Below are 25,223 nucleotides of genomic sequence, written 5' to 3' on the forward strand. Positions count from 1 at the left end.
GCTTCTCATATTAAGAAGCCTCTTTTTTTAACCAACCTTCTTCCCATTTTTCCTCATCAACCATAAGAAATAAGGTGCTCCAAGTACGGCAACGACAAGACCAGAAGGGATTTCTTTCGGGTATGCAATTGTTCGTCCGAGTAAATCAGCAATGGAAAGAAGGATTGCTCCAAATAGTGCGGAGCAAACGAATAATCTTTGATGATTCATACCAACGACGATTCGTGCTAAGTGTGGCGCAACAAGACCTAGAAAGGCAATCGTACCGACAGCTGCGATATTTACAGATGCAAGTAGTGTTGCTAACACAATGAGGGCAAGGCGCGTTTTATTTACTGGTTGCCCGAGTCCCGTTGCTAAATCTTCTCCAAGTACGAGAACATCAAGTTGTTTTATTAAGAAAAAGATAATGAATACAAGAATTAGCGATGGATATAGAATGATATTTTCTAAGTGATTCCATCCTCTTGCATACGTGCTACCTGATAGCCATGTTAAAGCAGCAGCAACGTTCAAATTTGCTCTAACGATAAAGATTTGAATAATCGCTGAGCCGAGAGCTGAAATACCAATTCCTATTAAAGCAAGGGCTGTTGGGCTAAATCCTGATTTCCATGAGAAGAAGAGGACAATTCCAACTGCAAGTAGTCCGCCGATAAATGCACCAATTGGTAGGAAGAAACCAGGAAGTGCGGGAAAGACATACATAATAGTTAAAGCACCAACACCAGCTCCCGATGAAATACCAATAATAGAAGGATCGGCGAGTGGATTTCGTAATATACCTTGGAAAACAAGCCCGCTTATTGCAAGGCATGCGCCAGCAATAGCAGCAACGAGCATTCTTGGTAAACGAAGGTTCATCATCATATTTTTATCAAATTGTGTTAATTGTCCTGATATAACATTTGTAATACTTTCGATATAAGCGTTACTACCAATTGTAACACCAAGAGCAATTGTCACAATGCAAAGTGTGATAGAGATAATGATTACCTTTTTATAAGAGTAATAGCGAGAACTAGCTCCAGCTGCATTCGCTCCGTTATCATTCATATATTGTTTCGATTTCATCATTCGATACACTAAATAAATAAGCCAAGGTGATCCAATCATTGCCGTGACTGCTCCGACAGGAAGTTCAGCCCCAGTTGGATCTATTAGTCTACCAACGACATCAGCTCCAAGTAATAGTACAGCTCCCCATAAGAAAGAAGAGAGAAGGAGAGTAAAGTGTTGACGGTAGCCAATAAGACGCATTAAATGTGGTGCAACTAAGCCGACAAATCCAATTGGTCCAACAACAGTTACAATTACTGCTGTTAAAAAGATCGCAGCAATGAAGGCGATAAGACGTGTTACTGCTGTTTTTTCACCAAGAGAAACAGCGACATCATCACCAAGTAAGAGAATGTTGAGTTTACGAGACATAAATAGTAAAACTAGGAAAGAAATAATGATAAATGGAAAAGCAAATTGAACGCCATCCCAGTTATTTTGAATAAGAGATCCAGCTCCCCATAAAAATAAACCAGCTGTTTCATTTTCATAGAAAAGCTGCATCGTTCCGGTAAAGGCAGAAAGCATTAATGTAACGACCATACCAGCTAGTGCCATTCTAAGTGGGGTTCCCTTTTTTCCACCAGAAATACGGTATACAAATAAAGCAGTAATAGCACCGCCGATAAATGTGAAAAGAAGTGAATTAATTTGCAGACCTTTTGGTAAGAAAATTGTAGCCGCTACTAGAAAGAAATATGCGCCAGAGTGAATACCCATTGTACTGGATTCAGCAAGTGGATTTTTCGTTAATGTTTGTAAAATGACCCCAGATGCAGCAAGAGCACCTCCAGCTAAAATGGCAATTACGGCCCTAGGTAATCGAAGCATAATTAAAGTTTGATGCTCTAGTGATTGGTTCGGTGAGATAAGAGCATCAATAATCATACTATAGGAAATGTTTGCTTGACCTTGTCCGATATGAATAAAGAAAAGGAGGAGCAAGAGAGCTGCTCCTCCTCCGAATACAAGACTTGCTCGAAGTGTATGTTGGAAGCTATTCATCGCTGAATCACTTCTTCGCTGTCATTACATCTGCTACTTGTGTTGCTAAAGATTTTGCAGATTCAGGACCACCGAAAATCCAAGTGTCGCCTTTTAATTTATACATTTTGTCTTCTTTTTTGAAATTTAACCCTTCCCAAGCAGGATTCCCTTTTAGTTGCGTGTCAAAAATGTTATCATCATCCGCCACAATGTAAATGAAGTTTGAATCTTGTACACTTTGTAATGATTCTACAGTTGTTTGTTTGAAACCATCTGCCTCTGATTTCCCAGCTTCAAAAGTGTTTGTTAAACCTAATTTTTTTGTAACTTGTAAAGCTGTAGAATTGTCAGTCAATATACGGAATGTTGGTACGTTTTTAGCTGTAAATGCTTGTACCATTGCGATGTTTTTATCTTTTAAGTCTGCTTTTTCAATTTTTGCTTTTGCATCAGCGAATACTTTATCCATATCAGCTAATACTTTTTTACCTTCTTCTTCTTTTCCAACTGCTTTTGCGATTTGTTTAAATGTTTCTGTCATTTCAGCAAAGTGATCGTTATTACTTGTTGATGGATCAAACATAACTGTTGGTGCAATTTGCTCTAATTCGTTTTTAATAGCTTTACTACGGAATGAAGCTGTGATAATTAAATCTGGTTTTAGACGGCTAATTTCTTCTAAGTTTGGTTGTTGACGTGTCCCTACGTCTACAACATCTTTACCTGGTTTTGTTGCTGTATTTACCCATTTATTATAATTCTTAATGTCTGCCATCCCTACTGGCTGAACACCAAGTGCTAATAAGTCTTCTGAATATACCCACTCAAGTACAACAACTTTTTTCGCTGGTTTATCTAACTTTGTTTCCCCTTCAGCGTGCTTAATTGTTATAGCTTGCTTTTTATCGTCTGTCTTTGTTTCTTTTTTCTCCTCTTTTTGCTGTCCGCATCCAACAGCGAATAGAAGAACTACTATGAAAATACTGAGAATTTTCTTCATCTTCTGCCCCCAAATTAAGTGTTTTTTGTAATTAGCGCCATAAGTGAAAATGGTTATCAATTACAACACCCAAATCATACTATGAGGATATTTTAAGTGTCAATATTTTTTTAAAATTTTGACGAAAAACAACAAATTATACGGGTTTTTATATACTATAGTCGCTATTTATGAAGAATAAGCCTCTTTACTAAAAAAATTGGTGAATATGGGGGAGTTTAAATGGGGACTTGGCTGTGTACGAAAGTGTAATGTGTATGGTTAATAATCTGTGGAGATGGGGCGAAAGTACAAGCAAAAGGAGAGCGAATCGCATGTAATAATTACTAGAATGTATGGAATAAATCTGTGTGTATCTACTAGGTAAAGTATTTCTTTGTTATTTAGATAGGTGTTTTCTAATTCGGTGATTGTACTTAAAAGATCGAATGTAAAGGAAGTGATCAACATGTCTTCATGGGGCAATAATATAAATGGATATTGTGGATGTAATAATCAAAATGGTGTACATGTTGATTCATGCTGTTTTAGTTGTGATGGAACAGTTCCTAAGCTTGGCCCAACAGGTCCGACGGGAGCAACGGGCCCAACAGGTGACACAGGCCCAACGGGAGCAACGGGTCCAACAGGTGACACAGGTCCAACGGGAGCGACGGGAATAACGGGAGCAACAGGTCCAACAGGTCCAACAGGAGCGACAGGAATAACAGGTTCAACGGGTCTGACGGGAGCAACAGGAATAACAGGAATAACAGGAATAACAGGGGCAACAGGAGCGACGGGAATAACAGGTTCAACGGGTCCGACGGGAATAACGGGTCCAACAGGAGCAACAGGAGAAACGGGGGCAACAGGTCCAACAGGAGCGACGGGAATAACAGGTTCAACGGGTCCGACGGGAGCAACAGGAATAACAGGGGCAACAGGGGCAACAGGAGCAACAGGAATAACAGGGGCAACAGGGGCAACAGGGGCAACAGGGGCAACAGGAGCGACGGGAATAACAGGTTCAACGGGTCCGACGGGAATAACGGGTCCAACAGGAGCAACAGGAGAAACGGGGGCAACTGGCACCAGTATAACGGCAACATACGCTTTTGCAAATAATACATCGGGAACAGCGATATCGGTACTTCTTGGTGGAACGAATGTCCCGCTTCCGAATAATCAAAATATTGGTCCAGGTATTACTGTTTCTGGGGGGAATACAGTATTTACGGCTGCAAATGCTGGGAATTATTATATTTCATATACGATTAATATAACGGCTTCATTATTAGTCAGTTCGCGGATTACAATTAATGGAGCACCTCTTGCTGGAACGATCAATTCTCCTGCGTTAGCAACTACATCATTTAGTGCAACAATTATTACGACTCTTGCGGCTGGAAGTGCCATTAGTTTGCAACTATTTGGTTTGTTAGCTGTTGCAACGTTATCAACAACTACACCAGGAGCTGTGTTAACGATAATAAGATTAAGCTAAATAATAACTCTCTTATTCTTTTAAGATTAGGAGAGTTTATACATATAATAAGAAGTTAATGGAGTGAAGCATAGTTATATAAAAGTCAGAATATTATGATTGTAACGTTATGGCGACTATAATATAATGAAAACAACCATCATGAATGAACATTCATTTATTTTTATGTATTTGAAGGGGGAATGAAGGTGGAAAAACCATGGTTGAAAAGTTATCCAGAAGAAATTCCAAGTACGATTTCTTATGATATTCAGCCGCTTCATGGATATGTGGAACAGGTGGCTTCCCGTTATCCAGAAAAGAAAGCGCTTCACTTTTTAGGGAAGGATATTACATTTTCAGACTTCCACGATAAGGTGAAGAGGTTTGCAAATTATCTTCAAAAGCTCGGTGTGGAAAAGGGTGATCGAGTTGCTATTATGTTGCCGAACTGTCCGCAATCTGTAATTGGTTATTATGGTACATTACTTGCGGGAGGTATCGTAGTACAAACAAATCCACTATATACAGAAAGAGAATTAGAATACCAGCTTCATGACTCGGGAGCAAAAGTAATTCTTTGTCTCGATTTAGTGTTTCCAAGAGTAACGAATGTTCAATCTGCTACAAAAATTGAACATATTATCGTAACTCGGATTGCGGACTTTTTACCCTTCCCTAAAAATTTACTTTATCCATTTGTACAAAAAAAGCAGGCAAATCTTGTTGTGAATGTGTCGGAAAGCGAAACGATTCATCTATGGAAATCAGTAGAACGAGAAAGTAATGTTAATGTTGAAGTTCCTTGTGATCCTGAAAATGATCTAGCCCTTTTACAGTACACAGGAGGAACAACTGGATTTCCGAAAGGCGTTATGTTGACGCATAAAAACCTTGTTTCGAACACTTTAATGGGAGCTCATTGGCTATATAATTGTAAAGAAGGAGAAGAAGTAATTCTTGGTGTCCTTCCGTTCTTTCATGTATATGGGATGACAGCTGTAATGAATTTAAGTATTATGCAAGGATATAAAATGGTGCTGATTCCGAAGTTTGATATGAAAATGGTTTTTGAAGCGATAAAAAAACATAAAGTCACACTATTTCCAGGGGCACCGACCATTTATATTGCTCTATTAAATAGTCCCCTCTTAAAAGAATATGATATTTCTTCTATTCAAGCTTGTATTAGTGGATCTGCCCCGCTTCCTGTAGAAGTACAGGAAGAGTTTGAGAGAGTTACAGGTGGAAAATTGGTAGAAGGTTATGGATTAACGGAGTCGTCGCCAGTTACACATGGGAATTTTTTGTGGGAAAAACGTGTGCCAGGAAGTATTGGTGTGCCGTGGCCAGATACAGAGGCAAACATTATGTCACTTGAAACTGGAGAGGCTTTACCTCCGGGTGAAATTGGTGAAATTGTTGTAAAGGGTCCTCAAATTATGAAAGGGTATTGGAATAAGCCAGAAGAAACAGCAGCTGTATTACAAGACGGATGGCTTCATACAGGGGATGTTGGTTACATGGATGAAGATGGATTTTTCTATGTGAAAGATCGTAAGAAAGATATGATTGTTGCGAGTGGATTTAATGTGTATCCTCGTGAAGTAGAAGAAGTATTATATGAGCATGAAAAAGTGCAAGAAGTGGTGACGATTGGAGTTCCCGATCCGTACCGGGGAGAGACAGTTAAAGCATTTGTTGTGTTAAAAGAAGGTGCGGAGTGTTCTGAGGAAGAATTAAACCAGTTTGCGCGTAAATATTTAGCGGCTTATAAAGTGCCGAAAGTATATGAGTTTAGAGATGAACTGCCGAAAACGACAGTTGGAAAAATTTTACGCCGTGTCCTAATAGATGAAGAGAAAAGAAAAAATGAGGATGAGCAAACGGGCTAAGGCCCTTTCTTTTTGAAAAAATAGGATTGACACTTTTCTAAATAGTCAGTATTATAAGAATATGAATGACTATTCATTCAGTCATCTTCTTGAAGGGGACAGTAAAGTGAAGAAAAATAGACCGAAATACAATCAAATTATTGATGCGGCAGTCATTGTGATTGCGGAGAATGGGTACCACCAAGCGCAAGTTTCTAAAATAGCAAAGCAAGCTGGGGTAGCTGATGGCACGATTTATTTATATTTTAAAAATAAAGAAGATATATTAATATCCTTATTTCAAGAGAAGATGGGAGATTTTGTCGAAACAATTCGTCAAAAAACAGCAGGAATTGAAAGCGCTGTATCGAAGTTATTCATGTTGGTAGAAACGCACTTCTTGCTGTTATCACAAAATGATCCTCTTGCTATCGTTACGCAATTAGAGCTAAGACAGTCCAATCAAGACTTACGCCTTAAAATAAATGAAGTATTAAAAGGCTACTTACAAGTTATGGATGAGATTTTAGAGACAGGTATAAAGCAAGGTGAATTCCAAGCGGATTTAAATGTTCGCGTGGCAAGACAAATGATCTTTGGAACAGTAGATGAAGTTGTGACCAATTGGGTAATGAGCGATCATAAGTATGATCTGGTCGCACTTTCAAAAACGGTACATGGGCTACTTATTGCAGCTTGTGGTTATCGTCAATAATGGGAGGGATCATGTTGAAATTCCTATCTGTAAGAGTTGAAGATCATATCGCGGTGGCGACGTTAAATCATGCGCCGGCAAACGCGATGTCTTCACAAGTTATGCATGACGTTACTGAATTAATTGATCAAGTGGAGAAGGATGATAACATTCGTGTTGTTGTTATTCATGGTGAAGGGCGCTTCTTCTCGGCGGGAGCAGATATTAAAGAATTTACATCTGTTACTGAAGCGAAGCAAGCGACAGAATTAGCGCAGCTTGGACAAGTTACGTTTGAACGTGTTGAAAAATGTTCAAAACCAGTTATCGCGGCAATTCATGGAGCGGCACTTGGCGGCGGCCTTGAGTTTGCTATGTCTTGCCACATGCGCTTTACAACTGAAAGTGCAAAACTTGGTTTACCTGAATTAACACTTGGATTAATTCCTGGATTTGCAGGTACACAGCGATTACCACGTTATGTTGGGAAAGCGAAAGCTTGTGAAATGATGTTAACAAGTACACCGATTACAGGTGCAGAAGCATTAAAATGGGGACTTGTTAACGGAGTTTTTGCTGAAGAAACATTTTTAGATGATACGCTTAAAGTTGCAAAACAGATTGCTGGAAAAAGCCCAGCGACGACTCGTGCTGTACTAGAGTTATTGCAAACGACGAAATCGTCTCATTATTATGAAGGTGTACAACGCGAAGCTCAAATCTTTGGTGAAGTATTTACGGGTGAAGATGGAAGAGAAGGTGTAGCAGCGTTTTTAGAAAAACGTAAGCCTTCATTTAGTGGCAGGTAGTTCAATTATTTTTTAATATAAATTAACAGAAAATTAAAATTGATAGAATCTTTCTGAAAAACAAGGGGGTAAATGGAATGAACATCTACGTACTCATGAAACGAACATTTGATACAGAAGAAAAAATCGTAATTAAAAACGGTGCAATTTACGATGGCGAAGCGGAATTCATCATCAACCCTTACGACGAATATGCGATTGAAGAAGCAATTCAAGTAAGAGACGCACAAGGTGGCGAAGTTACTGTTGTAACAGTCGGTGGCGAAGATAGTGAGAAAGAACTTCGTACGGCATTAGCGATGGGCTGCGATAAAGCTGTATTAATTAATATTGAAGATGATGTGGAAAATGGTGACCAGTTCACGACAGCAAAAGTACTTGCTGAATATTTAAAAGATAAAAATGCAGATTTAATTTTAGGCGGGAACGTTGCAATTGATGGTGCATCTGGACAAGTTGGTCCACGCGTAGCAGAAGCGTTAAATATTCCGTACGTAACGACAATTACAAAACTTGAAATTGACGGTACAAACGTGAAGATTGAGCGTGATGTTGAAGGTGATACGGAAGTGATTGAAACTTCATTACCAGTTTTAGTAACAGCACAACAAGGTTTAAATGAACCTCGTTATCCATCGCTTCCAGGTATTATGAAAGCGAAGAAAAAGCCACTAGAAGAAGTAGAATTAGATGATTTAGATTTAGAAGAAGATGATGTGGAAGCAAAGACAAAAACAATTGAAATCTATTTGCCTCCTAAGAAAGATGCAGGAAAAGTGTTACAAGGCGAGCTGCAAGATCAAGTAAAAGAACTTGTATCGTTGCTCCATACAGAAGCGAAAGTAATCTAATAAAATACGAAATTATATATGCAGGAGGGAAAATCTATGGCTCGTAAAGTATTAGTAATGGGTGAAGTTCGTGATGGATCGCTACGTAACGTTTCGTTTGAAGCGGTAGCAGCAGCAAAAACAATTGCAGAAGGCGGTGAAGTAGTAGGTCTTCTAGTTGGAGACAGCGTTGCCTCTTTTGCAAATGAATTGATTCATTACGGTGCAGATCGCGTTGTGACAGTTGAAAATGATAAATTAAAATCATATACATCTGATGGGTATGCACAAGCATTTTCAGCTGTATATGCTGAAGAAAAGCCAGAAGGTATTGTATTTGGACATACAGCACTTGGTAAGGATTTATCACCAAAATTAGCAGCGAAGCTTGAAGCTGGTCTAGTTTCTGACGTAACTGCTTTAGATGTTGAAGGTGGAAATGTTATCTTTACTCGTCCAATTTACTCTGGTAAAGCGTTTGAGAAGAAGATTGTAACAGACGGTATCTTATTTGCGACAGTGCGTCCAAATAACATTGCGACGCTTGAAAAAGATGAGTCTCGCAGTGGTGACGTGTCTTCTATTACAGTAGATGTGAAAGATTTACGTACAATTATTCAAGATGTCGTCCGTAAGACGGCAGAAGGTGTTGACCTTTCTGAAGCGAAAGTTATTATCGCTGGTGGACGCGGTGTGAAGAGTGAAGAAGGATTCAAGCCATTAAAAGAGTTAGCTGACGTATTGGGCGGTGCTGTTGGAGCATCTCGTGGTGCTTGTGACGCTGAGTATTGCGATTACTCATTACAAATTGGTCAAACTGGTAAAGTTGTTACGCCAGACTTATACATTGCATGCGGTATTTCTGGTGCGATTCAGCATTTAGCTGGTATGTCTAACTCAAAAATAATCGTTGCGATTAATAAAGACCCAGAAGCAAGTATCTTCAAAGTAGCTGACTATGGTATTGTTGGCGATCTATTTGAAGTCTTACCTCTTTTAACAGAAGAGTTTAAAAAGTTAAAAGTACATTCATGATTTGAGTACCCTTGAGTTCCAAGTGAAGTACCCCTATATATAGAAAAGGTGAGAGATCCCCTGTCTCTCATCTTTTTAGTATTTAATCCGTATTTTTATATAGTATAAAGGAACACTTTTTTGTTACAATACATAACGATACATATTATTCGCCACGTATATAAGTTAATGATATACTCTTGGTAGAATATACTTGAAGGAGGAAATAAAATGGCAATTGTAAATGCAAATGACCAAAGCTTCGCAGCTGAAACTAGCGAAGGTGTTGTATTATTAGATTTCTGGGCACCTTGGTGTGGACCTTGTAAAATGATCGCTCCTGTATTAGAGGAAATTGATGCAGAACTAGGCGAAAAAGTAAGAGTAGTAAAAGTAGACGTGGATGAAAACCAAGAAACTGCTCGTCAATTCGAAGTAATGAGCATTCCAGCTCTTTTCGTATTAAAAGACGGTAAAGTAGTTGATCAAGCGTTAGGTTACAAACCGAAAGAAGCGTTAGTAGAATTAGTTTCTAAACACTTCTAAAATAAAGGGCTACCATTTGGTAGCCTTTTTTATTTTCCTTTTTTACACCTTTCCGTTACAATAAAGGAACGTATGTTGGGTGTTTTGGCATAGTATGTTTTCAGGTGAAAATAAAGATGCTAAGCATGTAGAAATGGAGGGTAACGAGTGCACGAACATTTAAAAGAAAAATTGGCTATTTTACCAGATCAACCTGGTTGTTATTTAATGAAAGATAAGCAAGGAACGGTTATATATGTCGGAAAGGCAAAAGTGCTTAAAAATCGTGTGCGCTCGTACTTTACTGGTTCGCATGATGGAAAAACACTGCGGCTTGTAGGAGAAATTGTAGATTTTGAATATATTGTAACCTCCTCAAATCTAGAGGCTCTCATTTTAGAGTTAAACTTAATAAAAAAACATGATCCAAAATATAATATTCAATTAAAAGATGATAAAACATATCCTTTTATTAAAATTACAGCTGAGAAACAGCCGCGATTACTTATTACGCGAAATGTAAAAAAGGATAAGGGAAAGTATTTTGGCCCCTATCCGAATGCACAATCAGCTCATGAAACGAAAAAACTGCTAGATCGTATGTATCCGCTTCGTAAGTGCTCAAATATGCCCGATAAAGTTTGTTTATATTATCATATGGGTCAATGTTTAGCACCTTGTGTGAAAGAAGTGACGGAAGAACAAAACAAAGAAATTGTAGATGAAATTATTAAGTTTTTAAATGGTGGGCATAAAGAAGTTCGTTCAGAATTAGAAACAAAGATGTATGAAGCTTCAGAGAAACTAGAATTTGAACGCGCAAAAGAGTTGCGGGATCAAATTGCGCATATTGATGCGATTATGGAAAAACAAAAGATGATTATGAGTGACTTAGTGGATCGTGATGTATTCGGGTATGCAGTTGATAAAGGATGGATGTGTGTTCAAGTTTTCTTCGTTCGAAAAGGAAAGCTAATTGAACGTGATGTTTCTATGTTTCCAATCTACGATGAACCAGAAGAGGGATTTTTAACATTTATCGGTCAATTTTATGAGAACAGCAGTCATTTTAAGCCGAAGGAAATTGTCGTTCCAGGAAGTATAGACTCAGAATTAGTAGAGCGCTTTTTAGAAGTTGAAGCGACACAGCCGAAACGTGGTAAGAAAAAAGATCTTGTAGAATTAGCAAATAAAAATGCGAAGATTGCTCTTGAAGAGAAATTCTACTTAATTGAACGTGATGAAGAGCGAACGATTAAAGCGGTAGATCATTTAGGGAAGCAGCTCGGGATTGAAACACCTTATCGTATTGAGGCGTTTGATAACTCGAATATTCAAGGGACAAATCCTGTTTCTGCAATGATTGCTTTTATCGATGGGAAACCAGCTAAGAAAGAATATAGGAAATATAAAATTAAAACAGTTCAAGGACCAGATGATTATGAGTCTATGAGAGAAGTTGTGAGACGCCGTTATACAAGGGCACTGAAAGAGAGCTTGCCTTTACCAGATTTAATCATTATTGATGGCGGAAAAGGTCATCTGGCGGCTGCAAGTGATATTCTAGAAAATGAACTCGGTTTATATATTCCGATGGCAGGGCTTGTAAAAGATGACAAACATAAAACCTCCCATTTAATTATTGGAGATCCACCTGAACCTGTGATGCTTGAGCGAAATAGCCAAGAATTTTATTTATTGCAGCGCATTCAAGATGAAGTGCATCGATTTGCGATTACATTTCATCGCCAATTACACGGGAAATCTGTTATTCAATCAGCACTGGATGATATTCCAGGAATCGGTGATAAACGGAAAAAGGTATTGTTAAAACATTTTGGTTCATTAAAGAAGATGAAAGAAGCTTCTTTAGCTGAATTTGTCGAAGCAGGTATGCCGAAAAATGTCGCGGAAACAATTTATACGTATTTAACAGATAAGAAGACGTTGTAGTTTACAACGTCTTCTGTTTTTTGGTATAATTTCTGAAGATTTAAAATAAATCTAACTGAATGAAAATACAAAAAAGTCAACTAAACTTATATGTCTAGTTGACTGTAGGTAATGCTACACTTCAATGAGATCTTTTATATCCCATTTCACAAGAAATGTAATAGAGTCTGAACGCTTTTTCTTTTCTTCATAGGACTCTGCAACGACGTTTCGTTGCTTTTGAATTTGTTCAGCGATGAATCCAGCTTCTAATTGATAAGAAGAATGTCTGTTTTGTTTTTGACGTTCAGCGATGAGTGTGCTTTTAAGTTGGAACTGCATTTCACGACGCTTATGTTCAATAATGCTTAAGGTGCCCCAGCCAGCTTTTTCAAAGAACTGAATGACTTCTTCAATTGTTTCTAGTGGATATTTTCTTGCAAGGTTTCTACCAGACCAGTATAAAATACCATCTAAATCGTTACCGATTAAATCAGGTAGTAATTCTTCACGTAGCAATTCATAAGCGAAGGCGTTCAATGAAACATCTTCTAAAGATGTTGTATCGATTGTATTTTTACTCACAATATTCCCCTCTTTCTATAGGGATTATTATATAACATTTTTCATTTATAAAAACAGATTTTTCTTTGGGGAAATCTGAATATATAAGAAGGGAAAAAGAATTGGCAAATTATATGCAAATTATGTATACGTTTTCTTGACGCTTCGACAAAAATAGGGGTAAAATGAACTTGTTATCAAATTATGCTGAAATATTTCGAATAATTTTTTCAGTTTTTCTTATGCCAATAGTGAAAAAACATTATTGTTGTAAATTAATCTGAAAACAGCAGTCAAACATTCAAGGGGGTAATGGGGACATGAAAGGCCGCGAGTATACGTTTCGTAAGTGGCACTCATTAATGGGGGTCATCCCGGTTGGTGTCTTTTTGACGCAACATCTAATTGTAAACAACTTTGCAACAAGAGGAGCAGAGGCTTTTAACAAAGCTGCAGGCTTTATGGAGCTCCTTCCATTCCGGTATGCGCTAGAAATTTTCATCATCTTTTTACCTATACTGTACCATGCTATATATGGCTTATATATTGCATTTACAGCTAAGAACAATGCGGTATCTTACGGTTATTTCCGTAACTGGATGTTCGTCTTCCAACGAATTTCAGGTATCGTTACGCTGATCTTCATTTCTTGGCACGTCTGGGAAACTCGTATTCAAGCATTGTTAGGTAAAGAGGTAAACTATGATATGATGGCAGATATTTTAAACAATCCAGCTATGTTTGCATTCTACTTAGTTGGTGTTGTTTCAACAATTTTCCACTTTGCAAATGGACTATGGACATTCTGCATAAGCTGGGGAATTACAGTATCTCCACGTTCACAAAGAATCTCTACTTATGTAACATTAGCTATTTTCTTAGGTCTATCTTATGTAGGTGTGAGTGCATTATTAGCGTTCATCGATCCACAGCTAGCAAACCAGTAAGGAGTGGGAGAGCATGAAAGGGAAACTTATAGTAGTCGGCGGTGGCTTGGCCGGCTTAATGGCAACGATTAAAGCGGCAGAAGCAGGAGTAAATGTTGAACTATTTTCTTTAGTACCAGTAAAACGTTCACATTCTGTATGTGCCCAAGGTGGAATTAACGGTGCCGTAAATACGAAAGGTGAAGGGGATTCTCCATGGATCCACTTTGACGATACAATTTATGGTGGGGACTTCTTAGCGAACCAACCGCCAGTTAAAGCAATGTGTGAAGCAGCACCTGGTATCATTCATTTAATGGACCGTATGGGTGTTATGTTCAACCGTACGGAAGAAGGACTTCTTGATTTCCGTCGTTTTGGTGGAACACAACATCACCGTACAGCATTTGCTGGTGCAACAACTGGACAGCAATTACTATACGCATTAGATGAGCAAGTACGTCGTCACGAAGTAGCAGGACTTGTAACGAAATATGAAGGTTGGGATTTCTTACGAGCTGTTGTTGATGACGAAGGTGTGTGCCGAGGAATCGTTGCACAAGACTTACAAACAATGGAGATTAAAAGTTTCCAAGCTGATGCCGTGATTATGGCAACAGGGGGCCCTGGTATCATCTTTGGAAAATCAACTAACTCTATTATTAATACAGGTACAGCAGCTTCTGCTGTATATCAACAAGGCGCATATTATGCAAACGGCGAGTTCATTCAAATTCATCCAACGGCAATTCCTGGAGACGATAAATTACGTCTTATGAGTGAATCTGCACGTGGTGAAGGTGGCCGTGTTTGGACATATAAAGATGGTAAACCATGGTACTTCCTAGAAGAAAAATATCCGGCTTACGGAAACCTTGTACCTCGTGATATTGCAACGCGTGAAATCTTTGACGTTTGCGTAGAGCAAAAACTAGGTATTAACGGTGAAAACATGGTGTACTTAGATCTTTCTCATAAAGATCCGAAAGAACTAGATATTAAACTTGGTGGAATTATTGAAATCTATGAGAAGTTTACAGGTGATGATCCTCGTAAACTACCAATGAAAATCTTCCCAGCAGTTCACTATTCAATGGGCGGACTATGGGTTGATTATAAGCAGATGACAAGTATTCCAGGTTTATTTGCAGCAGGTGAGTGTGATTATTCTATGCACGGTGGTAACCGTCTAGGTGCGAACTCACTATTATCAGCAATTTACGGTGGTATGGTAGCAGGACCGAACGCGATTGAGTATATGAAAGGTCTTTCTAAATCGTCTGATGCTGTTTCATCTACTGTATATGAGCAAAATGAATTAATCGAAACAGAGAAATTTAACAATATTTTAACGCTTGATGGTAACGAAAATGCATATGTTCTTCATAAAGAGCTTGGAGAATGGATGACAGATAACGTTACAGTAGTTCGTGAAAATAAAAAGCTACTAGAAACTGATGCGAAAATTGAAGAGTTAATGGCGCGTTACAAACGCATTAACATTAACGATACAGCGAGATGGAGTAACCAAGGTGCTTCATTTACACGCCAACTTGCAAATATGTTTGAGTTAGCGCGTGTTATTACAATTGGAGCGTATAACCGTAATGAAAGCCGCGGGGCGCATTACAAACCTGAATTCCCAAATCGTGATGATGCAAACTTCTTAAAAACTACGATGGCGAAATTTGAGGGAGAAGGAAAAGCACCAGCATTCCATTACGAAGAAGTGGATGTTTCATTAATTAAACCACGTAAACGTGACTATTCCTCAAAACATGATGTAGCTGCTAAGGGTGAAGAGAAGGGGGATAAGCAACATGTCTGAGAAAACAATCCGCCTCATCATTACGAGACAAGATGGACCAGATGCACAAGAGTTTGACCAAGAGTTTGAAATCCCATATCGTCCAAATATGAACATTATTTCGGCACTGATGGAAATTCGTCGTAATCCTGTTGATTCAAAAGGAAACCAGACGACTCCGATTGCATGGGATATGAACTGTTTAGAGGAAGTATGTGGCGCATGTTCGATGGTGATTAACGGAAAACCACGTCAATCATGTACAGCTCTTATTGATCAGTTAGAACAACCAATTCGTTTAAAGCCGATGAAGACATTCCCAGTTGTACGTGACTTACAAGTTGACCGTAGTCGCATGTTTAACGCTCTAAAACGCGTTAAAGCTTGGATTCCAATTGATGGAACGTATGACTTAGGACCAGGACCAAGAATGCCTGAGAAGAAACGTCAATGGGCTTATGAGCTTTCAAAATGTATGACATGTGGTGTTTGCTTAGAATCATGTCCAAACGTAAATAGTAAATCTGACTTTATTGGACCAGCACCGTTATCACAAGCTCGTTTATTCAACTCACATCCGACGGGTGAAATGCATAAAGCAGATCGCTTACGTGCAATTATGGGAGATGGAGGACTTGCAAACTGTGGTAACTCTCAAAACTGTGTGCAATCATGTCCAAAGGGTATTCCATTAACAACTTCAATTGCGGCATTAAACCGTGATACAACAATTCAATCGTTTAAAGATTTCTTTGGTAGCGACAATAACTATTAATAAATATTGCCTCTTCATGTTGAAGAGGCAATATTTATAACTTTATTTTTCTGTTTATTCTGTTTATTTTAAGGGCGAAAAGGAGAGGGAATAATGAAGAGGATTTCTTATATTGAAGACTTTGAGCAATGGGAAAGTGGTTTTTCATTTTACAATCCTGTAAAAGTTCGTTTTGGTGAAGTAGATATGTTTGGGCATGTAAATAATGTCGTTGCCTTTACTTATTTTGAAGAAGCACGTATCGCATTGTTTAAAGAACTTGGATTTATGCAAGAATGGACGCATGAATCTTCAGAAACGATGATCGTTGTTGCAGATTTACAATGTAATTTTATTAAGCAAATATATTTTGATGAACAGTTGAAGGTATATGTAAAAGCGGGAGCGGTTGGGAATTCTTCTTTAGATTTGCATTATATGGTGAAGAATGCAGAAGGAGAAGCTTGTTTAGTCGGTCGTGGAATGATGGTTCAAGCATCGAAAAAAACGGGAAGAGGTGAACCGTGGCCTGAAGAGTGGAAGAAAAAATTACTACAATAATAGAGTAAAAGAAAAATAAGAGAGCAATTTGCTCTCTTATTTTTTGTCTTTCATTGCTTCTTCTAATGTTAAATGATGTTTATATATGTATGTAGCGTATGGATTACCAACGTAGCGCAAATGCCACGGTTCATATGAATATTCTGTTGTTTCTGTTTTATCTTCTAAATAACGAATGACAAAGCCAAATTCATGGGCATGTTTTGCAACCCATTTTCCTTCGGCTGTCTCTCCAAAAATAGGCTCTAATTGGAATTTAGCAGATTTTGAACTAATATCCATTGCTAAACCAGTTTGATGTTCACTCGTACCAGGAATGGCACTTACTGAATCAGCTTCAGCTTTTCCTTGACGTCTAACGTACGTATCATGTAATGATTTTTGGCGTTTGTATGAACGATAACCAGATACAGCTGTAAGTTCAAGTCCTTCTTTCTTTGCCGCTTCAAACATATTTTCAAGCGCATCTGCAGCATCTTTACGCAGTAGCGTTTTTTCTTTATCTTTTGGACTAGTAAATGGTACATTTGGTCTTGTTAAGTCTTCAGGCGTGTATCCGTCTGGTAATTTACGATGTTTATTAACTAATACAAGATTAGATTCTGGATTTGTTACAACGAAAAAATTATTGTCTAGTTTCTTTGCATTATGATCAGCTTTAGGAAAAGCAGGAATCTCTTCTTTTTGATGGTTACTATGTTTTTGATTTTCGACAGCTTTCGCCTCATTTTGTAGTGGCGATTTAGAACCGAAATAAGCGAAAGATGTGATACCGATTACAATAGTAGCGGCAGAAATAATGATTATTTTTTTCATGATACCTTGTAATCACAGTCCTTTCTTAATAAAATATGTATCGTTTTTATTATAAGTCTAGTTTGTTGAAAAAGAAATATAAGAGTCATAACGTAATAGAAATGCAAAGAAAATGTCAGAAAATGTGTAAAAATGTAGTATTTTTTTATTTAATTCATTTCTTATCTTTCATGAAATGAATTTTTTATGTAATATATATACATAAGAAGATGTAGCGATTATCGAGAATGAAGAACTTCTTGTATAGACTAGGAGTGAATGGGAATGGATTTTGCAACAATTATTGGGCTTATTTTAGGATTTGTAGCGGTAGTAGTAGGGATGGTCGTCAAGGGCGCTGACGTAACATCCTTATTGAATCCTGCCGCAGCATTAATTATTTTTATCGGTACATTTGCTGCAGTATGTATAGCATTTCCGATGAATCAACTAAAAAGGGTTCCAAAATTATTTAAAGTTCTTTTTGGTTCAAATAAAAAGGATTTAAGTTATGAACAGTTGCTAGAATTATTTGTTCATTGGACATCAGAAAGTAGAAAATACGGTATTTTGTCTTTAGAGCAACAATTAGACAAAATTCAAGATGAATTTCTTTTGCGTGGTATGAAATTTGTGATTGATGGCGTATCCGCAGAAGATTTAGAACAAATTTTAGAAGCTGAATTAGAAGCAATTGAAGAAAGGCATGCAAAAGGAGCAGCAATTTTTTCTCAAGCTGGTACATATGCACCGACATTAGGAGTTTTAGGTGCTGTTATTGGTCTTGTAGCTGCGCTTGGTAATTTAACTGATATTGAAAAGTTAGGACATGCTATTTCAGGTGCGTTTATTGCAACGATTTTTGGTATTTTTTCAGGTTATGTATTATGGCATCCATTTGCAAATAAGTTAAAACAAAAATCTGCAGCTGAAATCGAGAAAAAACGTTTAATCATTGATTGTTTATTAATGTTACAAGAAGGTACATATCCGTTTATTATGAAGAACCGCATTTTAGGTTCACTTTCTGCAACTGAGCGTAAAAAGCTAGAACAAGGAGCAGAAAAAAATGCGGAGTAAGAAAAATAGAAGAGGCAAAAAGAAAAAACATGATGAGCATATCGACGAAACTTGGTTAATTCCATATTCAGATATGTTAACGTTGTTATTTGCATTGTTCATCGTTTTATTCGCAATGAGTAGTATAGATGCTGCGAAGTTTAAACAGATGGCAGTTGCTTTTCGAAGTGAATTAGCCGGTGGAACAGGTAACAAAGAATTTTTAAGTGATCAAAAGCCAAATGATGAAAAAGAATTATCAGCAAGTAGCCTTGAGGCAGAACAAGCAAAAAAACAAGAAGAAGCTAGAGCGAAAGAAAAAAAAGAGATGGATGAATTGAAAGCATTACAAAAAAAGATTGATCAATATATTAATGAAAAACAATTATCCTCTTCTTTTCAAACTAAATTAACTGAAAAGGGATTAATGGTGACAATATTAGAGAATATACTGTTTGATTCGGGGAAAGCAGATGTGAAATTAGAATCTTTAGGGATTGCAAAAGAGATGTCTAGCTTACTTGTTTCAGCGTCACCTCGTGAAATTACAGTATCGGGTCATACGGATAATGTCCCTATTGCCAATGCGCAGTTTGCGTCGAACTGGGAATTAAGTACGCAGCGGGCAGTTAATTTTATGCAAGTATTACTGCAAAATAAAGAATTACAACCAGAAAAATTTAGTGCGATTGGTTACGGAGAATACCGTTCGATTGCTCCAAACGATACACAAGAAGGAAAGGCTAAGAATAGACGTGTGGAAGTATTTATCTTGCCTTTAACAGAGAAAGAAAAATAAAAGAGGATGGCGAATGCCATCCTCTTTTATTTTTCTTCAAATGATTTTAAGTTGTCGCGACGGACTTTATCTTTTTCTGCATCTGACTTTTTGAAATCATAATCATATAAAGCGCCTTCCCAATCACCGTACATTGGATTAGGGAAAATAATAAATTTCTCACCAAATTGTGCTTTTGAATCTGCAACTGTTTGATTGCGATCTTTTACAGATTTCCCATCAAAACCTGTGAAATCAGATAAGTTATCACCGAAGAATAAGACGATATCATGTGTTTGAGAAACGAGTTCACGGCGTTTTTCTTTTCCTTTTTCTTTCGGATCTTGTAGTAATATATGTTCTTTCGTTGCTTGAGGAGCACCTACACGCTCAAGATTTTTAATTGTTGCATCTAGTTGGTTCGTTTTACGATTTGAGATGTAGTAAATATCTACACCTTTAGATTCCGTATATTTTAAGAAATCAATTGCGCCTGGAAGGGCTTCAGCTTCAGCCTTATTAATCCAATCATCCCATTTGTAAGGATAGCCTTTTCCTGTTTTTACGCTCATTGCTTGATGAGGGCTGTTGTCTAAAACAGTTTCGTCTAAATCAAGTACGATAGCAGGCTTTTTCTCTGTCCCTTTTGCAAGAGCTGCATCAAGCTTCAATTGACCGATATTGTACCCTTGGTAGTAAAGTGCTTTCGTTTCACCGGCTGTTTGATACCATAAATCAGCCATTAATTGCTGTTCTGTTAATTTTACTTTTTCTTCTTTTGCCACTGTTTTCTCTGGTGTTCCTGAACATGCTACAAGCGATGTAGATAGAACTGCTACAGATAATAAAGTGGTAATACCCCTCTTCATCTTCATATGTATCCTCCTTGATGTTAGAAAATCATCTTATATTATATATTAAAATATAAAAATTTTTTATGAACATTTGCATATTGTCTTTTGTATATATAGTAGTATGTCCTATATTAGAAAGATGAGAAAAATGATGGAAATCATTTTGACAACTTTTATTGTCTTAATGACAATTATAATTGACAAACGAAATGATATTATTTACAATTTTAACTAAATAGAACAAATGATGGATTAAGGAGATGTTACATACTAAGAGGATGAAGTGTAGTGCTATATTTTATCCTGAATAAACATAGTCTTTGAAAGAGAGTATGAATGATATTAAAGGGGAGGCTTTATACTTTGAGTTTACAAATTCAAAACTTAACGAAACTATTTGGGGAATCAAAAGCAGTGAACGGTTTGCAAATTTCGTTACCAAAAGGTGAAGTACTAGGATTACTTGGACGAAATGGTGCAGGGAAAACAACGACAATCAAAATGCTTCTCGGATTATTAACGCCTAATGAAGGCTCTATTACATGGGATGGAAAATCATTTGGGACTAGTGGGGTAACAATTGGTTATTTACCAGAAGAAAGAGGTTTATATACAAAAAGTAGAGTAATAGACCAGTTGCGATATTTTGGTAGATTAGAAGGAATGACGAAAAAAGAAGTAGATCTTGCTATTGATCACTGGTTAGAGCGATTAGCGATACCAGAATATAAATTTAAAACGGCAGGAGAGCTTTCAAAAGGAAATCAGCAAAAAATCCAATTAATTGCTGCTCTTCTTCATAATCCTGAACTTCTCATTTTAGATGAACCATTTAGTGGACTGGATCCAGTTAATGCTGGAATGTTAGCTAGCATTATTGAAGAACAAGTACAGAGCGGAAAGACAATTATTTTATCCAGTCATCGTATGGAACAAGTAGAGGCTTTTTGCCAACATGTATGTATTTTGAAAAAAGGCGAAGCAGTCGTAAAAGGCCAGTTAAGTGATATTAAAAAAGAATACGGTTTCCGCAATTTAACGATTGAAGATATAGAAGAGAATGCGAAGGGATTAGAAGCTATTCATGTATCGTATGAAAAACAACAAGGCCTTCTTTATGTGCAAGTACAAGATGATGCAGAAGCTCTAAAGATTTTACAACAATTGCAAGAACAAGGTGTTACCTTACGACAATTTAAAATGTTAGAGCCGACGTTAAACGAAATCTTTGTAGAGAGGGCGAAATAACGATGCGTAAATTTTCTCACGTATTTTCATTTTATTTTAGGGAAGCGTTTTTATCTAAAAAATCATTAATTACGAGTGCGATTTTATTTTTAGTTGTGTTTGGACTTTTCGCATTTAATCATTTCACTGCTGATAACGATAAAGGAAAAGATAAATTTGCGGTAGTAACTGAAAGCGATACTTATAAAGTACAAGAAAGTGATATAACAAAGTTACTTCCGTCTGCTAAAGTAACTGTAGAAAATAAGGATAAATTTAATGAGCTACGTAAGCAAGTGGAAGATGGGGATTTAGATGGCTTATTCCGTATTACAGAAAAGAATGGTATTCCAGAAGTGACGTATATGTATAGTGGTTTTCCGAGCCAATCAACAGCTACACTTATGGCAAGTTATTTAAAGGAACAGTATACAGCGGTAATGATTGAAAAAAATAATGTATCTGCAGAAGTAGCCAAACAGTTACAGATGGAAATTCCGTTAAAGCAAGAGGCAGTAAAGGATCATGCATCTTCCTTTGGAATTGGTTATGTTTTCTCGTTTGCCTTATATATGTTTATTATTGTGTTTGGAACTGCAATTGGAACGACGATAGCATCTGAAAAATCATCTCGTGTTATGGAGTTAATGCTTCCGAAAGTAAAACCATTAACAATGCTACATGCCAAAATTTTAGCAATTGTTTCTAGTGCTTTACTATTACTAGTTATTGCTTCCTTCGGTTTTCTTGTACCATATTTATTAGGTTGGGTAGATTTAGAAAACGCATCTTTAATAGGACTTACACTAGACTTTTCTAAATTGGATGCGGTAGTAATTAGTATGTTCGTTGTATATTTTGTAACGGGTTACTTACTATATGCGATGTTATATGCAGCGGTTGGTGCTGTTGTATCAAAAATTGAGGATGTACAGTCTCTTTCGTTCCCAATTACAATGTTAGGGATAGCAGCATTTTTCATTAGTATTAAATCATTATTTGATCCTAATAGTACATTAGCTGTAGTTAGTTCATATATTCCATTCTTTACACCTATGGTTACATTTTCAAGACTTGTAGCTGGTGAAGCTGGGGCTGTAGAAATTGGTGTGACGTTAGTAATTTTATTGGTGACTATCGTTATCATCAATATGCTTGCAAGCCGCATTTACGTAAACGGCGTAATGAATTACTCAGATAAAGTGAAATTTAAAGATTTAGCGAAATTTATAAAGCGTCAATAATGAGAGAAAAGTATGATTTCCTATTGAAATCATGCTTTTTCTTTATGTATAAATTAAAAATAGTATATAATAATAAGAGTCGTCTTTTAATAGAATGAATACAAAGGAGGGTGTGCAGATGGGGATTAGTAGTCGGTTTACAGTAGGTGTTCATATGCTGACATTACTTGCGATAGATCGAAACTCTCGCTGTACCTCTGAATGGATTGCTGGTAGTGTGAATACAAATCCAGTTGTGATTCGTCGCATTACAGGAATGTTGAAGAGAGCAGGACTTGTTGATGTACAAGCTGGTAAAGGTGGTACGACACTTGCTCGTGATTTAGAAGAAATTACATTACTTGATGTATATAAAGCAGTGGAAGTTGTAGAAGAAGGGCAACTATTTTCCTTCCATGAAAATCCCAACATTGAATGTCCAGTAGGAGCTAATATTCAATCAGTATTAGAAATTATTTTAATGCAAGCGCAAGAAGCGATGGAAAACGTACTTGCAAATGTAACAGTAGATCAATTAGTTACAAACTTAAAGTCTAAAATGAAAGAGTAAAAAAGCGAGCAACCTCATAATGAGGGCTCGCCTTTTTTTAGTCAGAAATATTGAAAATTCTATTTTTCAGTATTTAAAATAAATTTACCAACAATAGCTGCTACGATACCACCAAGAATTGGTGCAACGATGAATACCCATAGTTGAGAAAGTGCTTCTCCGCCAGCGAATAAAGCTGGTGCGATACTACGAGCTGGGTTAACAGAAGTTCCAGTTAACGGAATACCTAATAAGTGAACTAAAACTAATGTGAAACCAATTACTAATCCTGCTAGAGAAGAACTTCCTTTTTTACCTGTTACAGCAACGATAACTAAAATGAATACGAAAGTTAAAATAAATTCAACTAGAAATGCTCCAGATAAACCAAGAGTTCCAAAACCATTTTGTCCTAAATTATCTAAAGGTGTTTTAGCAGAGCGTAAAATCGTTACTAACGTTGCAGTTCCTAATAAACCACCTAAAATTTGAGCTAATACATAATAACAAAGTTCCATAGCGTTCATTCTTTTGTTGATGAACATTGCTACTGATACTGCTGGGTTAATGTGACATCCAGAAATTGTCCCGATGCTATATGCCATAGCCACAATAGATAGACCGAAAGCCATAGCGATTCCTAATGTTCCAATTCCTTCAATTCCGCCGCCAATGACAGCTACTCCAGTTCCGAATAATACAAGTACAAATGTACCAATAAATTCAGCGATTGCTTTTTTTAACATAATTTACCTCCTAATATTGCGCATGAAACGTATTATAACATAGGTTTTAGTATAAACAGCTAATGAAATACTATTCTGATAAGGCGAAATAGGAGGACAATAAAAAAAGAGTATAGTTCTTTGTTAGAGAACTATACTCTTTTTTATGCAGTTTTTTTCTGCTTAACGACTGGAGCAGAACGGTTTAAAACGCTATTTGCAACCATTCCTAACATAATAATAATCATTCCAAGTAGGGAAAGACCACCAGGAAATGAACCATTCAAGAAAACAATTTCGCCAAGCACGGTAAAGACCATCGTTCCAGCTTGCGTTGCTTCAACAGCTCCAAGTAGAGCGAAGTTATCTTTGGCTAAGTCAGTAGCAAAGAAAAATGTCATCGTTGCAATTACACCAGAACATAATGCTAATAAAAATCCTTGCAACATTTGGCTGGATGTTGGAATACCAGTAGTAGAAAATCCGTATATACCAAGTAAAATTGTTATAGGTAGACTTCCTATTGCCATTCCTAATACACGTTGGAACGTATCAAGACGTCCACCAACAAGTTCCATCATTTTTCGGTTGCCGAATGGATATAAGAAGGCTGCTACTACGACAGGTAAAAAACCTGAAATGAACTGAGTCATTGTAATATGACCTGCTGCAGTTGCTTGCATACAAATTACACCAAGTAAAATAAATAATGCGACATATAAACTACGAAGTGGAATTTTTCCGCGTACAAGTTTTGTGCCTGATTTCGTTTCTATTTTAACGAAGAATAACGGTGATAAAAGTAGCCCTGCTAATATAGTAACTTGCCAAGTTCCAGCAACGAGCCAAGCTGGAGAAAAGACAGCTGCGAAACTTAATAAAGAATAGAAACCAATACCAGCAACAGACCCCCATCCAATCCACGCTAATGGATGTTTCTTTAATTCTTCCCATAAACCTCTTAAGTTTTTGCGAAATAAAACGATAAGGAATAAAATAGGGAGAGCAAATAAAAAACGGAAGGAAGCTGTCCAGGCCCAGCTCGTTCCAGATACATTCATCGCTCGATTAATAATAAAGGTTGCGGAAAAAAAGGCTGATGATAAAAGGCCTAATAAAATTGCGCGCATGAAGTATAGCACTCCTTTCGGGATTTGATGATTATGTATAGTATAATATACTTAAAAATAATAAAAGTAAACTATTTTATA

24 protein-coding genes are annotated in these 25,223 nt (G+C 37.1%); 17 read left to right on the top strand and 7 right to left on the bottom strand.

Features of this window, described 5'->3' with window-relative positions; genetic code table 11:
* Positions 1 to 27 precede the first annotated feature (27 nt).
* Both fhuB and ILT06_RS01880 read right to left on the bottom strand, forming a co-directional pair.
* Positions 28 to 2,064 (bottom strand): Fe(3+)-hydroxamate ABC transporter permease FhuB, encoded by a 2,037-nt coding sequence (gene fhuB / locus ILT06_RS01875; RefSeq protein ID WP_222654779.1) that lies wholly within the window; start codon positions 2,062 to 2,064, stop codon positions 28 to 30.
* A gap of 7 nt (positions 2,065 to 2,071) precedes the next feature.
* A complete protein-coding gene (locus ILT06_RS01880) occupies positions 2,072 to 3,046 on the bottom strand; it encodes an ABC transporter substrate-binding protein (protein WP_088048043.1) in 975 nt (324 codons plus the stop codon).
* A gap of 448 nt (positions 3,047 to 3,494) precedes the next feature.
* Here ILT06_RS01880 and ILT06_RS01885 point away from each other — a divergent pair, with 448 nt between their 5' ends.
* The 8 genes from ILT06_RS01885 (at position 3,495) to uvrC (ending at position 12,210) form a co-directional block, all read left to right on the top strand.
* Positions 3,495 to 4,532, top strand: a complete 1,038-nt coding sequence (locus ILT06_RS01885; protein ID WP_222654780.1) for a BclA C-terminal domain-containing protein — start codon at positions 3,495 to 3,497, stop codon at positions 4,530 to 4,532.
* Between the two features lie 188 nt (positions 4,533 to 4,720).
* Positions 4,721 to 6,406 (top strand): long-chain-fatty-acid--CoA ligase, encoded by a 1,686-nt coding sequence (locus ILT06_RS01890; RefSeq protein WP_064474652.1) that lies wholly within the window; start codon positions 4,721 to 4,723, stop codon positions 6,404 to 6,406.
* A gap of 106 nt (positions 6,407 to 6,512) precedes the next feature.
* Positions 6,513 to 7,100, top strand: a complete 588-nt coding sequence (locus ILT06_RS01895) for a fatty acid metabolism transcriptional regulator FadR (RefSeq protein WP_000742213.1) — start codon at positions 6,513 to 6,515, stop codon at positions 7,098 to 7,100.
* Positions 7,101 to 7,111: 11 nt separating this feature from the next.
* On the top strand, positions 7,112 to 7,888 hold the full coding sequence (locus tag ILT06_RS01900) for an enoyl-CoA hydratase (protein WP_088048045.1): 777 nt from the start codon (positions 7,112 to 7,114) through the stop codon (positions 7,886 to 7,888).
* Positions 7,889 to 7,965: 77 nt separating this feature from the next.
* On the top strand, positions 7,966 to 8,739 hold the full coding sequence (gene etfB / locus ILT06_RS01905) for an electron transfer flavoprotein subunit beta (RefSeq protein ID WP_064474654.1): 774 nt from the start codon (positions 7,966 to 7,968) through the stop codon (positions 8,737 to 8,739).
* A gap of 36 nt (positions 8,740 to 8,775) precedes the next feature.
* Positions 8,776 to 9,753: an electron transfer flavoprotein subunit alpha gene (gene etfA, locus ILT06_RS01910; RefSeq protein ID WP_000101967.1), complete on the top strand. Its 978-nt coding sequence runs from the start codon at positions 8,776 to 8,778 to the stop codon at positions 9,751 to 9,753.
* 210 nt (positions 9,754 to 9,963) lie between these two features.
* Positions 9,964 to 10,278, top strand: a complete 315-nt coding sequence (trxA, locus tag ILT06_RS01915; RefSeq protein WP_064474655.1) for a thioredoxin — start codon at positions 9,964 to 9,966, stop codon at positions 10,276 to 10,278.
* Between the two features lie 147 nt (positions 10,279 to 10,425).
* Positions 10,426 to 12,210: an excinuclease ABC subunit C gene (gene uvrC / locus ILT06_RS01920; protein WP_064474656.1), complete on the top strand. Its 1,785-nt coding sequence runs from the start codon at positions 10,426 to 10,428 to the stop codon at positions 12,208 to 12,210.
* Between the two features lie 114 nt (positions 12,211 to 12,324).
* Here the strand turns inward: uvrC and ILT06_RS01925 are convergent, their stop codons facing one another.
* Positions 12,325 to 12,774 carry a YslB family protein gene (locus tag ILT06_RS01925; RefSeq protein ID WP_064474657.1) on the bottom strand — a complete coding sequence of 150 codons (450 nt, stop codon included), beginning with the start codon at positions 12,772 to 12,774 and terminating at the stop codon, positions 12,325 to 12,327.
* Positions 12,775 to 13,073: 299 nt separating this feature from the next.
* Here ILT06_RS01925 and sdhC point away from each other — a divergent pair, with 299 nt between their 5' ends.
* The 4 genes from sdhC to ILT06_RS01945 all read left to right on the top strand — a co-directional run bounded on the left by sdhC (position 13,074) and on the right by ILT06_RS01945 (position 16,801).
* Positions 13,074 to 13,700: a succinate dehydrogenase cytochrome B558 gene (gene sdhC, locus ILT06_RS01930; protein ID WP_000678353.1), complete on the top strand. Its 627-nt coding sequence runs from the start codon at positions 13,074 to 13,076 to the stop codon at positions 13,698 to 13,700.
* Positions 13,701 to 13,713: 13 nt separating this feature from the next.
* Complete coding sequence (gene sdhA, locus ILT06_RS01935) at positions 13,714 to 15,507, top strand: succinate dehydrogenase flavoprotein subunit (RefSeq protein WP_061677094.1); 1,794 nt, start codon at positions 13,714 to 13,716, stop codon at positions 15,505 to 15,507.
* A complete protein-coding gene (gene sdhB / locus ILT06_RS01940) occupies positions 15,500 to 16,261 on the top strand; it encodes a succinate dehydrogenase iron-sulfur subunit (RefSeq protein WP_001291830.1) in 762 nt (253 codons plus the stop codon). The genes sdhA and sdhB overlap by 8 nt, the downstream gene beginning before the upstream one ends.
* Before the next feature lie 93 nt (positions 16,262 to 16,354).
* On the top strand, positions 16,355 to 16,801 hold the full coding sequence (locus ILT06_RS01945; RefSeq protein WP_222654781.1) for an acyl-CoA thioesterase: 447 nt from the start codon (positions 16,355 to 16,357) through the stop codon (positions 16,799 to 16,801).
* Positions 16,802 to 16,837: 36 nt separating this feature from the next.
* Here the strand turns inward: ILT06_RS01945 and ILT06_RS01950 are convergent, their stop codons facing one another.
* Complete coding sequence (locus ILT06_RS01950; protein ID WP_064474659.1) at positions 16,838 to 17,617, bottom strand: M15 family metallopeptidase; 780 nt, start codon at positions 17,615 to 17,617, stop codon at positions 16,838 to 16,840.
* Positions 17,618 to 17,881: 264 nt separating this feature from the next.
* On the opposite strand from ILT06_RS01950, the gene motA reads away from it, so the two are divergent.
* Positions 17,882 to 18,676 (top strand): flagellar motor stator protein MotA, encoded by a 795-nt coding sequence (gene motA, locus ILT06_RS01955; protein ID WP_064474660.1) that lies wholly within the window; start codon positions 17,882 to 17,884, stop codon positions 18,674 to 18,676.
* On the top strand, positions 18,666 to 19,454 hold the full coding sequence (gene motB / locus ILT06_RS01960; protein ID WP_064474661.1) for a flagellar motor protein MotB: 789 nt from the start codon (positions 18,666 to 18,668) through the stop codon (positions 19,452 to 19,454). Before motA ends, motB begins: the two co-directional genes overlap by 11 nt.
* Before the next feature lie 26 nt (positions 19,455 to 19,480).
* On the opposite strand, the gene ILT06_RS01965 is transcribed toward motB, so the two are convergent.
* Positions 19,481 to 20,308, bottom strand: coding sequence for a 5'-nucleotidase, lipoprotein e(P4) family (locus ILT06_RS01965; protein WP_088048047.1), 828 nt, complete (start codon positions 20,306 to 20,308; stop codon positions 19,481 to 19,483).
* 342 nt (positions 20,309 to 20,650) lie between these two features.
* On the opposite strand from ILT06_RS01965, the gene ILT06_RS01970 reads away from it, so the two are divergent.
* From ILT06_RS01970 to ILT06_RS01980, 3 genes are all read left to right on the top strand, one after another.
* Positions 20,651 to 21,535, top strand: a complete 885-nt coding sequence (locus ILT06_RS01970; RefSeq protein ID WP_064474663.1) for an ABC transporter ATP-binding protein — start codon at positions 20,651 to 20,653, stop codon at positions 21,533 to 21,535.
* Positions 21,536 to 21,537: 2 nt separating this feature from the next.
* Entirely contained in the window at positions 21,538 to 22,758 is a 1,221-nt protein-coding gene (locus ILT06_RS01975) for an ABC transporter permease (RefSeq protein ID WP_064474664.1), read from the top strand.
* Positions 22,759 to 22,876: 118 nt separating this feature from the next.
* The gene (locus ILT06_RS01980) at positions 22,877 to 23,308 is read left to right on the top strand and encodes an Rrf2 family transcriptional regulator (protein WP_000512998.1); all 432 of its coding nucleotides are present in this window, start codon (positions 22,877 to 22,879) and stop codon (positions 23,306 to 23,308) included.
* Positions 23,309 to 23,367: 59 nt separating this feature from the next.
* Here the strand turns inward: ILT06_RS01980 and ILT06_RS01985 are convergent, their stop codons facing one another.
* Together ILT06_RS01985 and ILT06_RS01990 are read right to left on the bottom strand one after the other, a co-directional pair.
* Positions 23,368 to 24,033, bottom strand: coding sequence for an MIP/aquaporin family protein (locus ILT06_RS01985; RefSeq protein ID WP_000913204.1), 666 nt, complete (start codon positions 24,031 to 24,033; stop codon positions 23,368 to 23,370).
* 143 nt (positions 24,034 to 24,176) lie between these two features.
* A complete protein-coding gene (locus tag ILT06_RS01990; RefSeq protein WP_064474665.1) occupies positions 24,177 to 25,142 on the bottom strand; it encodes a DMT family transporter in 966 nt (321 codons plus the stop codon).
* Positions 25,143 to 25,223: the final 81 nt, after the last annotated feature.

It is taken from the genome of Bacillus sp. 17RED48 (assembly GCF_019837545.1).
In the GTDB taxonomy this organism is placed as follows: domain Bacteria; phylum Bacillota; class Bacilli; order Bacillales; family Bacillaceae_G; genus Bacillus_A; species Bacillus_A wiedmannii.